The sequence below is a fragment of the Methylobacterium isbiliense genome (assembly GCF_022179325.1).
GTDB lineage: Bacteria > Pseudomonadota > Alphaproteobacteria > Rhizobiales > Beijerinckiaceae > Methylobacterium > Methylobacterium isbiliense.
In genome coordinates this window covers 270,869-285,216 of the sequence record NZ_BPQQ01000031.1, presented here as the reverse complement: position 1 = coordinate 285,216, position 14,348 = coordinate 270,869, and the positions used below count along the sequence as shown (strand labels likewise).

Sequence of the window (14,348 nt, the reverse complement as noted above, 5' to 3'; positions counted from 1 at the left end):
GTGATCGTTGCCTTAATCAGAACGCTGCGTGCGAAAAGCTCTGATTGTCGCAACAGCGTCCCTGCGCGATCGTTCAGCCGGCAACAGGGACGGATCGGCATGGACATCCAGACGGTCGGTGTCGTCGGGCTCGGCAACATGGGCCTCGGCATGGCGGCGACGCTCGTGCGCAATGGCTTCCGGGTCATCGGCACCGACGTGAATGCGGCTCGCGGCGCGGCCGCCGAGGCGGCCGGGGTCCGGTTCATCCCGGCACCGGCCGAGGTGCTGTGCGGCGCCGACGCGCTCGTCGTCTCGCTGCCTCTCGCCCGCGATGTCGAGGCAGTGGTCACGGCCGAGGGCGGGCTGCTGGCGCGGCGGGACCGCAAGGTCGTGGTGATCGACACCTCCACCTCCGACCCGCAGACCACGCGCCGGCTCGCCGCGCGGCTCGCCAAGGCCGGCCACGCCCTGCTCGACGCACCCGTGAGCGGCGGCCCCTCCGGCGCTGCCGAGGGAACGCTGACCATGATGATCGGCGGCGACGAGGCCGATTACGCCCTGGCGCGGCCGGTGCTGCAGGCGATGTCGGCGCGCGCGCCGCATGTCGGCCCCTCGGGGGCCGGCAACATCGTCAAGCTCGTGAACAATCTGCTGGTCGCCGCCCATTTGGTGACGACCGGCGAGGCGATGCGCCTGTCGGAGGCCGCGGGCCTGTCGGCCGAGGATGCGGCCGCCATCGTCAACACCGCCACCGGCCGCAGCGCCGTCAGCGAGGTGATGCTGCCGCGCTGGGTCCTGCCCGGCACCTTCGACAGCGGCTTCTCGGCCGGGCTGATGCGCAAGGACGTGCGCCTCGCGCTCGACCTCGCGGCCAAGACCGGCACCGCCCTGCCGCTCAGCGCCCATGTCGGCCGGATCTGGGAGGAGGCGCGCGCGCGCATTCCCGACACGGCCGACTTCACCCGCATGGCCGATTACCGCATCACCGAGGGAGACGCCTGATGGCGGCGCATCCGCAGAGCGAGGCCGCGGCGCGGCTCGACACACTCATGGCCGGGTTTCTGCCCGAGGGCCGCATCGGCAGCCTCGTCGCCGGCGAGGTGCTGGACGGACGCGGCGGGCCGCTCGACCTCGTGAATCCGGCGGACGGACGGGTGATCGCGACCTACCGGGACGCGGGCGAGCCGGCCGTCGCGGCGGCGATGGAGGCCGCGCGGGACGCGCAGCGGGTCTGGTGGGGGATGACGGCCGCTGCCCGCGGACGCGCCCTCTGGGCGGTGGGCCAGCTCGTGCGCCGGCACGCCGCGGCGCTCGCCGAGATCGAGACGCTCTCGGCCGGCAAGCCTATCCGCGACACGCGCGGCGAGGTCGCCAAGGTGGCGGAGATGTTCGAGTACTACGCCGGCTGGTGCGACAAACTTCACGGCGAGGTCATCCCGGTGCCGACCTCGCACCTGAACTACACCCGCCACGAGCCCTTCGGCACGGTGGTGCAGATCACGCCCTGGAACGCCCCGATTTTCACGGCGGGCTGGCAGATCGCGCCGGCGCTCTGCGCGGGCAACGCCGTGGTGCTCAAGCCGTCCGAACTCACTCCCCTCACCTCGCTCGCGCTCGGGATGCTGTGCGACCGGGCGGACGGAATGCCCCGCGGCCTCGTCTCGGTGCTGGCCGGCGCCGGACCGAGCACGGGCGCGGCGGCGGTCGGCCATCCCGACACGCGGCTCGTCGTCTTCGTCGGCTCGGCCCAGGCCGGCGCGGAGATCGCCGCCGCGGCCGCCCGCAACGTGGTGCCGAGCGTGCTCGAACTCGGCGGCAAGTCCGCCAACATCGTCTTCGCCGACGCCGATCTCGGGCGGGCGATTCTGGGCGCGCAGGCGGCGATCTTCGGCGGCGCCGGACAGAGCTGCGTCGCCGGCTCGCGCCTGCTGGTGCAGCGGGCGGTCCACGCCGACGTCGTGGAGCGTCTGGCCCGGGCCGCCGCCAGGATCCCGATCGGCGCTCCCACCGAACCCGAGACGCAGATCGGCCCCGTCAACAACCGGCGCCAGCTCGACACGATCGCCAGCATGGTGGCGGCGGCGCAAGCCTCCGGCGCCCGGCTCGCCACCGGCGGCGGCTGCCCCGAGGCCCTGCGGGGCACCGGCGGCCTCTACTACGCGCCGACGGTCGTGGACGGCGTGGCGCCGGACGCAACGATCGCCCGCGAGGAAGTGTTCGGGCCGGTCCTCACCGTGCTGCCCTTCGACTCCGAGGAGGAGGCGGTGGCGCTCGCCAACGCCACGCCCTACGGGCTCGCCGGGGGCAGCACCTCGCCGCCGCCTACCTGCAACCCGCGCTCCTGATCTTCATCGCCAAGCTCGGGCTCCTGATCGGCGGCTCGCTGCCCAAGATCATGGCCTCGGGCTGGGCGCTGGTCTTCCAGGAGTTCGGCCACTTCTTCGGCACGATGGTGTTCGGCCTGCCCGTGGCGCTGCTGCTCGGGATCAAGCGCGAGGCGATCGGCGCCACGTTCTCGGTGGGGCGCGAGCCGAGCCTCGCCATCATCGGCGAGCGCTTCGGCATGGATTCGCCCGAAGGCCGCGGCGTGCTGGCGGAATACCTCACCGGCACGGTCTTCGGCGCGGTGTTCATCGCGCTGCTGGCCGGACTCATCACCAGCCTCAACCTGTTCAACCCGCTGGCGCTCGCCATGGGCGCGGGCGTCGGCTCGGGCAGCATGATGGCGGCGGCCTCCGCGGCCGTCGCGGCGCAGCAGACGCCGGAGGTGGCCAGGGACGTCGCGACCTTCGCGGCGGCGAGCAACCTCATCACCACGACGATCGGCACCTACTTCACGCTCCTCCTGTCCCTGCCCTTCACGATCTGGGCCTACACCACGCTGGAGCCTCTCATCGGCCGCACCCGCCGGCCCGACACGACGGCGCCGGTCGAGACCGCGCCGCCGTCCCACGAGGAGCCGGCCCTCGGCACGCCTGCCCTCGTGCTGGCCTGGGTGCTGATCGCCGCCTACGGCCTGATCGGCAACAAGCTGACCTACGGCACCGCGCCCGACGCGGCGGTGCTCGGCGGCATGGCGATCATCGTCGCGGTGGTGCTGGCGGGCTGGGCGCTCTACCGCCTTGCGGGCCGCCGGCTGCCGGCGGTGATCTGGGTCTCGCTGATCGGCATGGCGCTGACACACCCGGCGATGCCGTTCGCGGCCGACGTGGCGGCGCTGACAGGCAAGATCAACTTCCTGGCGCTCGCCACCCCGATCCTCGCCTTCGCGGGGCTCTCGATCGCCAAGGACGTCCCGGCCTTCCGGCGGCTCGGCTGGCGCATCGTGGTGGTGTCCTTCATGGCGAATGCCGGCACCTTCCTGGGCGCCACCCTGATCGCCCAGTTCTGGATGCACGCGGTCTGACGACCGCCGCCCGAACTCGACGAGATGGAGGTGACGAGGGCCCGGAGCGCGATCTCCGGGCTCGTCGTCGGGGTCAGGCCGCCTTCTTCTGATAGTCCTTGACGTCGGTGAAGCGGATCTCGGTCCAGCGGTCCTGCTCGTACTTCAGCGAGAAGGCGGTGGTGGCCATGAAGACCGGCGCGCCGTCGAGGTCGGCGGCCATCGACGAGCCATGGGCGGCCATGAACTTGTCGAGTTCGGCCTCCGACTCTGCCTCGATCCAGCGGCAGATGGTGAAGCGGGTCGGCTCGTAGTCGATCGGCAGGCCATACTCGGCGAGCAGGCGTTCCTTCAGCACGTCGAGCTGCAGCGCGCCGACCACGCCGACGATCGCGCCGGCGCCGTCATGCGGCAGGAAGAGCTGCACCACGCCCTCCTCGCCCATCTGCTGCAGCGCCTCGCGCAGCTTCTTGGCCTTCATGGCGTCGGTGAGCTTGATGCGCCGCAGGATCTCGGGGGCGAAGCTCGGCACGCCGCGGAAGATCAGCTCCTCGCCCTCGGTCAGCGTGTCGCCGATGCGCAGCGTGCCGTGGTTGGGGATGCCGACCACGTCGCCCGCATAGGCCTCGTCCGCGATGGCCCGGTCCTGGGCGAAGAAGAATTGCGGAGACGAGAGGGAGATCGGCTTGCCGGTGCGCACGAGGCGCGCCTTCATGCCCCGGGACAGCCGCCCCGAGCACACCCGCATGAAGGCGATGCGGTCGCGGTGGTTGGGATCCATGTTCGCCTGGATCTTGAACACGAAGCCGGTCATCTTCGGCTCGGTGGGCGCGACCTCGCGCCGGTCGGCCGCCTGTCCCCGCGGCGGCGGCGCCACGCCCGCCAAGCCGTCGATCAGGTCGCGCACCCCGAAATTGCGCAGGGCGCTGCCGAAGAAGACCGGGGTGAGGTGCCCCTCGCGGAAGGCCGCGAGGTCGAAGGGCTTGCAGCCGGCCTCGGCCAGCTCCGCCTCCTCGCGCCACGCCGCCGCGTCGCCGGCCTCGGGCAGCAACTCGTCGAAGAGCGGATCGTCGAAGCCCGAGACCGGCACGGTGCCGGCCTCGTCCGCCGCGTCGAGACGGCGCACGCGGCGCTGCGCAAGGTCGTAGGTGCCCGCGAAGCTGCGCCCGCGCCCGATCGGCCAGGTGACGGGCGCCACGTCGAGGGCGAGCGTCTTCTCGATCTCGTCGAGGAGGTCGAACGGGTCGCGCGCCTCGCGGTCGAGCTTGTTGACGAAGGTGACGATCGGGATGTCGCGCAGCCGGCAGACCTCGAACAGCTTGCGGGTGCGCGCCTCGATGCCCTTGGCCGCGTCGATCACCATGACGGCGGAATCGACCGCCGTGAGGGTGCGGTAGGTGTCCTCGGAGAAGTCCTCGTGGCCGGGCGTGTCGAGGAGGTTGAAGACGCAGTCGCCGTACTCGAAGGTCATGACCGAGGTCACGACCGAGATGCCGCGCTCCTTCTCGATCCCCATCCAGTCCGAGCGGGTGGCGATGCGATTGCGCTTGGCCTTGACCTCGCCCGCGAGCTGGATCGCGCCGCCGAACAGCAGCAGCTTCTCGGTGAGCGTGGTCTTGCCCGCGTCCGGGTGCGAGATGATCGCGAAGGTGCGCCGCCGCGCGACGGGGTCGGCGGGGCGCGCGGGCGCGGTCGTGGGGGCGGTCTGCATCAGCATGGGGAGCGAACGGCGGTGGGCCGCACGGTCTCGCGCGGCGATGACGGACAAGATGGGGTGGCGCGGGCGCGGCGTCAGCGCCCGCGCGCTTCTACCTCATCCGGACGCGCCCGTCAGCCGCGGCCGATGAAGGGCATCGTGGTGGCCATCACGGTCATGAACTGCACGTTGGCTTCGAGCGGCAGGCTCGCCATGTGCACCACCGCGTCGGCGACGTGGCGCACGTCCATGGTCGGCTCGGCCCGGGTCGAGCCGTCGGCCTGGAGCACACCGGTCTGCATCCGGGCGGTCATCTCGGTGGCGGCGTTGCCGATATCGATCTGACCGCAGGCGATGCCAAAGGCCCGCCCGTCCAGCGAGGCCGAGCGGGTGAGGCCCGTGATGGCGTGTTTGGTCGCCGTATAGGGCGCCGAGTTCGGCCGCGGCGCGTAGGCCGAGATCGAGCCGTTGTTGATGATCCGCCCGCCGCGCGGATCCTGCGTCTTCATCAGCCGGAAGGCGCCCTGCAGGCACAGGAAGGCCCCGGTGAGATTGGTGTCCACCACCCGCTTCCAGGTCGCCACCGGGAGTTCGTCCAGCGGCACGGGCGGCGCGCCGATGCCGGCATTGTTGAACAGCACGTCGAGCCGGCCGAACGTGTCCTCGACGCGCGCAAACAAAGCCGTCACCGAATCCTCGTCGCCGACATCGGTGGGCTGCGCCAGCACCCGCCGGCCCTTGGCCTCGATCTCGGCCCGCACCGCCTGCAGGGGTTCCGCCCGCCGCCCGGCCAGCGCGAGGTCGTAGCCCGCGCCCGCGAGCCCCAGCGCCACCGCGCGCCCGACGCCCGACCCGGCCCCCGTCACCAGCGCGATCTTCTGCGGCCCCGTGCCCATGGCGTCCTCCCGTTTCGTATGATGGTGCCGCCGGCTTAGCATTCGCCCCCGCGGTCTCCAACACGGCCCGGTTGCCACCCGCCCCCCCGATCGGCTAGGAAGCCGCGTCGGCACGATGGGGCGTCGCCAAGCGGTAAGGCAGCGGTTTTTGGTACCGCCATTCCCAGGTTCGAATCCTGGCGCCCCAGCCACTTGCCTTAAATGTATTATCTCCCAAGCACTTAACTCGAAACGAGCAACCCCGAAACGGGACAGAGTCGTAACAGTCGACCGGGTGCCACGGACGGGGTTGAAAGCCCCCGGCGACGTGCGCCAGGGGCAAGCTTGTCGGCGTTGGTGTAGTGCTGCCCGACGAACTCCCTACCGGTTCGCGGCTACGGCTTCATGCGATCAAGTTCTGCGAGCATCTGCTCCACGTCGCCCATTTCGGTCTCGGCTTCCGAAGGGCGCTCGTCCTCTTCCTCCGAGATGAAGTCGGGTTCCCGAGGCGCCGAGTTGCCGAAGTCGATGAACTCCGCGTCTCCCTCGTCCTGCAGCGCCTCGCCGGGACGCTTTGGGTCGAGGTTCCTGACTTCTTCCTCGAAGATCGACGCGGGCCACACGTCGAGGCGTTCCCCGAGAGCGATCTTGACTTGATCTGCGGTTACTCGTCCTTCAAGCAGGCAGGGACGTAGACAGGCGATTGCCTCCGCGGCGGCGCGGAATACCTCAGTCGGAACGATGTGCATGAAAGTGCCCCAGTGCAGCGCTTGGTTTTGATTTGGCTGCGCGGGCACTAGCTACATGCGTGGCGACCCGCGCGCAATATCAAACTTTGTTGAGAAACGGCCTAAGCCATCGCGATGATCAACAACAATCAACGTTGATTGTTGTTTGTCACAGCGACGGCGCTAGATCAGCATCTCCACGCCGCGCGCCTTCAGCATCCGCATGGAGCGGGCATGGTGCTTCGACAGTCCCCGGTGCCAAGCCTCTCGGCGCCATGCCGGCACGGCCATGACGGCCGGACCGGTGGTGGCCCAATCCTCTACGTCGAGGCCGGTGAGCATGTCCCGGCAGGCCACGATCGCCGCCGGCCGCACGACGCCGAAGCACACGAACCACGTCTCCCACTGCGAGGGACCGTCGCTGCCGGCGCATCTCTTGAGGTTCTCGAACGTCTCCGGCGTGACGTTGCCGGGCGCCCACTCGGCCCACTTCACCACCGCGGACGGCGGCACGTCGACCGTGAGCCGGTAGCGGCGCTTCGAGATGGAGGAGCCGGCGAGGCCATGACCGGTGGCCTCGGGCGAGGTCGTCAGCCACACGCCGACGCGGCCCTTGTAGCGGCGCAAGTCGGTCGGCACGTCGCCCACCGTGAGGCCGTGCTTGGCGATGCCGGCAAGGTGCTGCGGCGCGGTGTAGTGGTAGAGGATCATCGGGCTCTCCGGATGCGGGTGGCCCGGGTCCAGGTGAACAAACATCTTGGGCGATGCAACGAAATTCTCGAGGAAAGATCAGCCCGCGCGCATCACCATGCGCCGGAGCCATAGGAGAGTCACAGGCGGGCGTTTGGGTTGGAAAGGTAGTCCGGGAGCCCCGAGCCCCAGAAACGCCGCCCACGGGCTTCTAAATCAATCCTAGCCCCATACCGGACCGGGGCAGCCCAAGGGGAACCGGGAGTATCTGTAGGAGAAGACCCCAAGGGTGGGCCGGAGGTGGTCTTAGGAGAGGACCAAAAAGGTCGGCCGGAGGTGGGTATCCTCAAGACCCGCACCCCGGATGTCACCGCCGCGCTGTTTCTAGGTTGTATGTATCTCTTCTCCTATCTCTATCTTTTATATCTATGCGGAAACGGTGACATCCGGGGTGCGGGTCTTTTGCTGTTCCGGCTCGAGACTGCGTCCCGAAGAACAAGATAAAACCCAACGATCTCAATAGGTTGCTTCCGGGTGCGGGTCTTGGCGTGCCGAGGTCGCGGAGCGAAGACCCGCACCCCCGATGTCACCACCTCAAAGACCCGCACCCCCGATGTCACCACCACCTCCGGCCCACGGCTTGCCCGGCTCCTCGAGCATGTTGAGCATGGCGAGCCGTCGCCGGGCCTGATCCTTCGACCACGGGCGACCGGTCTCCTCGGCCAGGAGGCGAGCGAACTCGCCGTAGCCCGGGTTCCCGATCGCCTGCGCCGCGAGGTGGACCCGGCGCGACGCCATCAGGTCGTCCAGCGACGCGCCGTTCTTGCCCTTGAGCGCGCCCTGCTCCCGGCCCGTGGTCGCGAGCCACGCCACGAGCGCGGCGGTCTCGCGCTCCAGGCGTTCGTGGTCCACATGGCCCTGGATCACCGGCCGCACGTCGAGGCCCACGAGCGCGGCCGCGGCTTCCTTCGACCGCACGTCCCGCTCTCGCGCTCGCTGGTTCTGCTTGTCCTGCCGCTTCCGCGCCCTCTGCGCCTCAGCGCGCCGCTGCTTCTTTGCCTCGGCCACGGCGAGGTCGGCCGGATGCCGGCTCCCGTAGTGGCGCTCCTCGCCGCGCTCGAACAGCGCGCGGATCTCCTGGACTTTCGCGGTAGAAAGTTCCGTCACTTCCCGCGGCGGCAGCGTCAAATCCGCAAGTTCTTCGAGCCAATCTTCGCTTTCGGCTTGATCAGGGCGAGCGGTGTCGCTATATTGATAGGGCATTTCACTTCTCTCCCGCCGTCGAACCCTCTCCGGTTCGGCGGCTTTTCTCTATGCGTTGGTGGCGGCGTTACGGATCTGGCGGGCGAGGTCTACGGCCATTCCTCGCGTCATCGCGGCCTGGACCTTGCGGCCGGCGCCGATGGCTTGGCCCTGCTCCATCTCCTCGAGCGAGACGACGACGCCAGTGCCGACCCGGCCGACAACCAGCATGAAGTCGGTGCCGCCGTAGCCGTTGCGGCCGAACCAGCGGGGCACGCCCTTGCCGTGCTTCATGGCGGTGCCGGCGTGCTCGAGGTCCTCGGCGATGTGGTGCGCAATGTCGGCGTTGATCGCGGGGAGGGACGTGCCGTCGAGGGTGAGGCCGATTTGGCCGCTCTCGCGGCGCACCTCGAACCCGGGGAGGACGTCGGCGATGTCGCCGGTCTTGATCGCGCGGTTCAGCAGTATCTCGAGCGCTTCGGTCGCGGTAACGCCCAAGTCACGCGCGAGGGTCTTCATCTGCTCCGCGCGTGCGGCGGGCAGCTTCATCATGGCAACGGGGGACGGCATCTAAAACTCCCAACAAGCAGTTTACTGGTTTACTGCTTGTTGGTTCGTAGCGAGCGGGCGGACCCTGTGCGGGTGCTTGCATCTGCGGTCGGTTGTCGCAGCGGTGAAGTGGGGTGGGCTCATCAAGGCGGTGGAGACGTCCTGCCAAGCTCGAGCGTCGTGCAGGTGAGTTCCACTGCATGCGCGGGCTCTAAATGATTAATGATTCGTTAAAGGCGGCATCGGAAACCTTAACGCGGTCTTGCGGCGGACCGTTGGACTATGGTGAAAGTTGGTCTCCACCCTCTTGCCATCGCGCCGGGCTTTCTTCATCTTGGTCACGGAACGCGAATCACGCACCTCCGGTCGCCTTTGCCCTCTGACGCCGGGGCACAGTGCCCCGGAGGCCCGGGCTTTTTCCCGGCATGGACTATTGCCATGAAAAGCGTGTGCGTGTTCCCGAAGTCGGTGCCTGTCCGGTCATACCGGCGGTTCCGCTTCAACCGGTGGGAGACGGTAACGTCGCACTGCCGGGGCCTGCCCCAGCGCTAATGCGCTGAGACAGGCCAGCTCTAGGCGATACATCCCTTAACGGGATGGGCAACGGCTGCTCTTTCCAGGGGCCAGCCGTTGCTTGCCATAGGGGTGTCGATGCCGATTGACGGGACACCACCCAACGCTGGCCAGAAACTCTGACAGCGTATGTCGCCTTTACCTCGACATCCGTCAACACCGTCTTTCTGCATAGATCAGAATTGCGAACAGCCGGCGCTACCTCCGGAGGAGGCCGTTCGGGCGCAGGGCGCGGAGGATCTCCTCGGTCGCTACCCGGCGCATGGCGCCCTCCACCTGCTGACCCATCATCCTCGCGAGCTCCTGGTTCTGCTCCGGCGTCCCGCCCTGCGCTTGCAGCGTGATCGGGGCCGAGATGCTGATCGTGGGTCCGCCGGCGGGCGGCGACACGGCCGGCGCCGGCATGCTGCCGGGTCCGACCAAGCCGCCCGCCGCGAAGTGGGCGACGCTGCCGCCGGAGTTCAGCACCTCGAGCAACGCCCGGTGCCGCTGCACCGCCTTGGCGTTCACCACGAACTCGCCGTTGGACAGGCGCGCCGGGACGCTGTCCGACGTAGACGTGCCCGGGCCGGAGACGAAGCCGCCCTCGGCGAAGCCCAAGCCCTTGCCGATGAGCCCGATCAAGCCCCCGGTGGCGGTGCTGCCGGCACTCGCGGGCGCGGCCATGCCGAGGAGGCCCGCCAGCGGACCCTGGCCGGTGATCAAGGCCTGGATCGCCGACCGGCCGAGCTGGTTCACGATGTTGGTCAGCACCTCGGAGAACGACTTGCCCTCGAGGATGGCGTCGGCGAGGCCATTCGAGAGCGCGTCGCCGAAGTAGCGCGCTGCCTCGGCGGCCTGCCGCTGCTGCTGCGCGAGGTCCGCGAGCTTGTCCTTGTAGGTGGCCGTTTCGGTCGACGCCTGGCGGATCTTGCTGATCTGCTCCTCGGTGAGCGTGACGTCGTTCTGCTTCGCGATCTCCTCGGCCTTGGCGAGGTTGATGGCGACCGCCTTCTCGGCGTTGCTCTTGGCGTAGTTTTCCACCTCGGCTCGCAGGGCGACGTTCGCCTTGGTCAGGGAGTTGATGAAGGACTCGAGCTGGTCGGTCTCGGTGCCGCTGTCGCGCGAGGCCCGGCCGGGCGAGAGCGACGGCAGCGACACGGACCGGTCGGTGCGGGGCGCCACCCGGACCTGGATCGGCTTGCCGGCGGCCTCCTCGGCGGCCTTGATCTTCTCCGGGTCGACGAGCTCGAGCCCCTTGGTCGAGGAGAGCCCGACCGCGTCGAAGCCCTCCCGGATGGTCTTCCAGATGCTCAAGTTGCCGATCGCCGTGATGGCGTCGCCCACGGCGCGGACCTTCTCGTAGACTGCGCCGAACACGCCCACGAGCTGCGCGGCCGTCGTCACCAGGTCGGCTGTCGCCTGTAGCTGGACCTGCTGCCAGCGCGCGATGTCCTCGTTCAGGGGCCGGAGGGCGTCCGCCATGATCCGGCGCGCCTCCTCGAGCTGGTCGTTGATCGCCTTCGCGCGCGCGATCTCCTCGGGCCGGATGATGCGGCCGTTGTCGCCCACGGTGAGCCCGTCGAGGGCGCGCTTCATCGCCCCGATGATGTCGACGCCGTTCCGGAGCTGCATCTCGAAGTCGGAGCCGAACATCCTGGCGCCGAGGTCGAAGGCGGCGAGGTTGCGGCCCTCACGTTGGAGCTGCTCGATCAAGTCCAGGATGATCCTGATCCGCTTCTCCATGTCGTCGGCGCCCCGGTAGCGGGACAGGGCGTCGGCGCCGAGGTTGCCGGCCGCCACGTTCTGCCGGAGGCGGTCTTCGATGGCCGAGGAGGCGGCCTCTTTGCCCTCGCCGATCCGCAGGGTGGCGGCCTCGCGGGCGCGGGTGAGCATCGCCTCGAGCTTGCCGGCCTCGGTGTGGAGCTCCTTCGCCTGGCCGGTGAGGGACTGAAGGAACGTCGTGCCCACGCCCGCGGCGTTCGCCCGGGTCGCGATCTTCACCAGCTCCTCGAGCCGCTCCTGTGCCTCGGCCGCCGCCCGGGCGGTCTCCATGATCGTGAACTTCACGGCCTCGAACGCCAGGAAGCCGACCGCGGCGTTGCGGGCGAGCGCCGGCAGCCGGGCGAGGGTCGCGAAGCCGGCGCCGGAGCTGAGGGCGGTGAACGCGCCGTCGATCTTCGTGGCGGCGCTCGAGAGGTTGCCGGCGATGTCGGTGGCGTGACGCGCAGCCAGGTCGGTCGCGCGCTTCATCGCGCTCTCGAAGCTGCTGATGTTGCCAGTTACCGCAATGGCAAGGGGTCCAGACACGATCAATCTCCCGTGATTTCGCGGTTGATCGCCGCGTCAATGTTCGCCTTCATCTTATCACGACGGGCTTCAACCGTGGGATAGAAGAACGGCTGCGGCTCGGTTTTGCTGGTGCCGTATTCGGTCATCACCGCCACGTCGAAGCTGCCGGCCTCTGAGGTCTTGGTCGTCTCGGGTGTGCCGCCCGCCAGCACCATGACGGTGAGCGGCTCCTCGCCCGCCTCGGTGCGGACGCTGTCCCGGAGGTCGCCGGAGTCCTCCGGTGCGGCCTCGCGGATGGCGTCGGCGAGCTCCTCGGCCTGGTGCTCCACGGCGCGCTGCGCGGCCTCGCGCACGCGACTGCCGAGGGTGAGGGACTGCGTTAGGGCGGCTAGGCCGCTGATGCTTACGCCGATCATGCGGCCTCCAAGATAATGGGATCGTATTTCAGGTATTTGGTTTCACCGGCCGAAGCTCTCGCGACCGCCATTGCTGTCGCCACCGTGCCGTCGATTGGCAGTTTGCGCTTGCTCTTCGTGAGCCGCACCAGATGGCCGAGGCTGTTCGTCTCCACCTCGGTGTTCTCGAAGTTCCAGCGCAGGACCGGGTGCCCACCGTGCCGGAGCCGCTCGCCCGTGATGGCGCGGTCGAGCTCTTTGATCGCCGGCATCATCGTGATCGCGCCCTGGCGCATCTCGACGGCCGGGAGCCCATCCTCGAGGAGGTTGTTCAGGATGTTGCGGGCGAGGTGCGGATCGAACGCGATCTCCTGCACGTCGAACTCGTCGCAGAGCTCCCGGATCTTCATCTCGACGGCCCGGAAGTCGACGACGTTGCCCTCGGTGGCGGTGACCAGGCCGTCCGTCGCCCACTGGCGATAGGGCTGGCCGCTGTAGCGCTCGCGATCCTCAAGGTTGTCCTTCGGGCAGAAGAACCACGGGCGCACGATGTAGCCCTCGGCGCCGTCGCGCCAGGCGGCCACAATGACCGTGAGGTCGCGGTTCGAGGAGAGGTCGACCGCCAGCCAGCACGGCTCGGTCCGGAGCTCGTCGAGCTCCTCGGCGGTGAACGGCGCCGAGCCCTTGTCGTAGGTCTCGAGGTCGCAGAACGGGTCCGCGGCGCCGTCCGCCCACATGTTGAGGTGGAGCTGCTTGAACGACGCGCGGTCGGCCGGGCGGTTCGCAGCCTCGCGGGCGAGCTGCCGGAGGCCGGAGAGCGCCGGGTAGCCGAAGCGCAAGCCGGGGTTCACCTGGCGCCACACGGCCTCGTCCCGCCAGTCGGCCCCCTTGGGTGCCTCGAACAAGATCGGCAGCAGGCCCGGGTCGTCGATCTCGCCGAGGGCGACGCGGCGGGCGTAATCGTATTGGTCGAAGGCGACGCCTGCCGAGCCGCGGCCGGCAGTGGTGATGATCACGTTGAGCGAGTTCGGCACCTTGGCGAGGCCGGTGCGGAGGGCCTCCCACAGGGACGAGTTCCGCCAGCTATGGAGCTCGTCCATCAAGCAGAAGTCGGGCGTGCGGCCGTGCTGCGTCGCGCCGTCCGCCGACAGGGCCTCGAGCCAAGTGCCGTGCTTACGGTTCGTGACGCGGTTCCGGGCGTCTGCGATCTTCACCAGCGGCGTGAGCCGGCGGTCCTGGCGCAGGATGCTGGCGGCCTCGTCGAAGGCGATGCGGGCCTGTTTCTGATCGGCGGCGGCGCACACCACCTGGCCGAGGGGCCGGCGCTCCGGGCCGATGGTGTGCAACAAGGTTAGAGCCGCGCCAAGACTCGTCTTCCTGTTGCCTCTTGGGACCATCAGAAATACGCTTGTGATAATTCTATCTCCTTTACTGATCTGATTATCAGTATCATCTTCAAGATAACGAGGAGAATATATTGCCCTGACGATCCGCTCCATCCACGGGTCGAGCTGGAACGCGCGGCCGGGCGCCCGCGACTTAGGATGCCGCAGGTTACGTAGGAAGGTGACGGCGCGCTCCCCGTAGCCCAGCGGGTCCGGGATCGCCGACCCATCGTCAATCCAGGAAGGATAGGTCGGCGTCATCGTCGCTGGCCGTCACGCGGGCCCTGGACACGGGGGTGAGACCGAGCTCGGCGGCGAGGCGCGCGGCGAGAGCGATGGCGTCGTTCAGGTTCCCGACCGCCGGGTGGCGCTTCACCATGCCGGCCGGGGTGACGAACGTGGCGCCGTCCTTCGCGAGGGTGCGCAGGGCGTCGTTCCGCATCCCGACCGCGATGCAGTAGGAGGCCAACGTCTCGTAGTCCGCGGGCGTGAGGATCTTGCGCTCCACCAGGACGGCGGCGGCCCGCTTCCACTCCCGCCGGGCGTCGGTCGAGAGCAGCGCGGGTGGGCGCGGCAC

Annotated in this window: 13 protein-coding genes and 1 tRNA gene; 4 read left to right on the top strand and 10 right to left on the bottom strand. The window is 68.9% G+C overall.

Translation table 11 applies throughout. The annotated features are described in order from the left end of the window. Genes MFF61_RS14295 through MFF61_RS14285 form a run of 3 tightly spaced genes read left to right on the top strand, consistent with a single transcriptional unit; the run spans position 1 to position 3,388 of the window. Entirely contained in the window at positions 1-984 is a 984-nt protein-coding gene (locus tag MFF61_RS14295) for an NAD(P)-dependent oxidoreductase (protein WP_238235729.1), read from the top strand. Next, a complete protein-coding gene (locus tag MFF61_RS14290; RefSeq protein ID WP_238235728.1) occupies positions 984-2,327 on the top strand; it encodes an aldehyde dehydrogenase family protein in 1,344 nt (447 codons plus the stop codon). The genes MFF61_RS14295 and MFF61_RS14290 overlap by 1 nt, the downstream gene beginning before the upstream one ends. Further along, positions 2,309-3,388 (top strand): DUF3100 domain-containing protein, encoded by a 1,080-nt coding sequence (locus tag MFF61_RS14285; protein WP_238235812.1) that lies wholly within the window; start codon positions 2,309-2,311, stop codon positions 3,386-3,388. The genes MFF61_RS14290 and MFF61_RS14285 overlap by 19 nt, the downstream gene beginning before the upstream one ends. A 73-nt stretch (positions 3,389-3,461) precedes the next feature. On the opposite strand, the gene MFF61_RS14280 is transcribed toward MFF61_RS14285, so the two are convergent. Both MFF61_RS14280 and MFF61_RS14275 read right to left on the bottom strand, forming a co-directional pair. Further along, positions 3,462-5,084, bottom strand: coding sequence for a peptide chain release factor 3 (locus MFF61_RS14280; protein WP_238235727.1), 1,623 nt, complete (start codon positions 5,082-5,084; stop codon positions 3,462-3,464). Between the two features lie 113 nt (positions 5,085-5,197). Then, complete coding sequence (locus MFF61_RS14275; protein ID WP_238235726.1) at positions 5,198-5,959, bottom strand: SDR family oxidoreductase; 762 nt, start codon at positions 5,957-5,959, stop codon at positions 5,198-5,200. Positions 5,960-6,075: 116 nt separating this feature from the next. Between MFF61_RS14275 and MFF61_RS14270 the strand changes: the two genes are divergently transcribed. Next, a tRNA-Gln gene (locus MFF61_RS14270) sits at positions 6,076-6,150 on the top strand. Between the two features lie 183 nt (positions 6,151-6,333). Here the strand turns inward: MFF61_RS14270 and MFF61_RS14265 are convergent. The 8 genes from MFF61_RS14265 to MFF61_RS14230 all read right to left on the bottom strand — a co-directional run bounded on the left by MFF61_RS14265 (position 6,334) and on the right by MFF61_RS14230 (position 14,348). Beyond that, positions 6,334-6,687 (bottom strand): hypothetical protein, encoded by a 354-nt coding sequence (locus MFF61_RS14265; RefSeq protein WP_238235725.1) that lies wholly within the window; start codon positions 6,685-6,687, stop codon positions 6,334-6,336. 162 nt (positions 6,688-6,849) lie between these two features. Then, positions 6,850-7,377 (bottom strand): hypothetical protein, encoded by a 528-nt coding sequence (locus MFF61_RS14260; RefSeq protein ID WP_238235724.1) that lies wholly within the window; start codon positions 7,375-7,377, stop codon positions 6,850-6,852. A 573-nt stretch (positions 7,378-7,950) separates the two neighbouring features. Next, a complete protein-coding gene (locus tag MFF61_RS14255; protein WP_238235723.1) occupies positions 7,951-8,619 on the bottom strand; it encodes a hypothetical protein in 669 nt (222 codons plus the stop codon). A 48-nt stretch (positions 8,620-8,667) separates the two neighbouring features. Continuing rightward, positions 8,668-9,168 (bottom strand): hypothetical protein, encoded by a 501-nt coding sequence (locus MFF61_RS14250; RefSeq protein WP_238235722.1) that lies wholly within the window; start codon positions 9,166-9,168, stop codon positions 8,668-8,670. Between the two features lie 750 nt (positions 9,169-9,918). Continuing rightward, complete coding sequence (locus MFF61_RS14245; RefSeq protein WP_238235721.1) at positions 9,919-12,009, bottom strand: hypothetical protein; 2,091 nt, start codon at positions 12,007-12,009, stop codon at positions 9,919-9,921. A 2-nt stretch (positions 12,010-12,011) separates the two neighbouring features. Further along, positions 12,012-12,407 carry an HK97-gp10 family putative phage morphogenesis protein gene (locus MFF61_RS14240; RefSeq protein ID WP_238235720.1) on the bottom strand — a complete coding sequence of 132 codons (396 nt, stop codon included), beginning with the start codon at positions 12,405-12,407 and terminating at the stop codon, positions 12,012-12,014. Then, positions 12,404-14,032 (bottom strand): terminase large subunit, encoded by a 1,629-nt coding sequence (locus MFF61_RS14235; RefSeq protein WP_238235719.1) that lies wholly within the window; start codon positions 14,030-14,032, stop codon positions 12,404-12,406. The genes MFF61_RS14240 and MFF61_RS14235 overlap by 4 nt, the downstream gene beginning before the upstream one ends. Further along, on the bottom strand, positions 14,004-14,348 hold the full coding sequence (locus MFF61_RS14230; protein WP_238235718.1) for a phage terminase small subunit P27 family: 345 nt from the start codon (positions 14,346-14,348) through the stop codon (positions 14,004-14,006). Before MFF61_RS14230 ends, MFF61_RS14235 begins: the two co-directional genes overlap by 29 nt.

What these genes read in the sequence shown, in the direction of transcription:
- MFF61_RS14280 (WP_238235727.1), bottom strand. Translation starts at nt 5,084, where the DNA reads ATGCTGATGCAGACCGCCCCCACGACCGCGCCCGCGCGCCCCGCCGAC.
- MFF61_RS14250 (WP_238235722.1), bottom strand. Translation starts at nt 9,168, where the DNA reads ATGCCGTCCCCCGTTGCCATGATGAAGCTGCCCGCCGCACGCGCGGAG.
- MFF61_RS14235 (WP_238235719.1), bottom strand. Translation starts at nt 14,032, where the DNA reads ATGACGCCGACCTATCCTTCCTGGATTGACGATGGGTCGGCGATCCCG.
- MFF61_RS14275 (WP_238235726.1), bottom strand. Translation starts at nt 5,959, where the DNA reads ATGGGCACGGGGCCGCAGAAGATCGCGCTGGTGACGGGGGCCGGGTCG.
- MFF61_RS14240 (WP_238235720.1), bottom strand. Translation starts at nt 12,407, where the DNA reads ATGATCGGCGTAAGCATCAGCGGCCTAGCCGCCCTAACGCAGTCCCTC.
- MFF61_RS14290 (WP_238235728.1), top strand. Translation starts at nt 984, where the DNA reads ATGGCGGCGCATCCGCAGAGCGAGGCCGCGGCGCGGCTCGACACACTC.
- MFF61_RS14265 (WP_238235725.1), bottom strand. Translation starts at nt 6,687, where the DNA reads ATGCACATCGTTCCGACTGAGGTATTCCGCGCCGCCGCGGAGGCAATC.
- MFF61_RS14260 (WP_238235724.1), bottom strand. Translation starts at nt 7,377, where the DNA reads ATGATCCTCTACCACTACACCGCGCCGCAGCACCTTGCCGGCATCGCC.
- MFF61_RS14255 (WP_238235723.1), bottom strand. Translation starts at nt 8,619, where the DNA reads ATGCCCTATCAATATAGCGACACCGCTCGCCCTGATCAAGCCGAAAGC.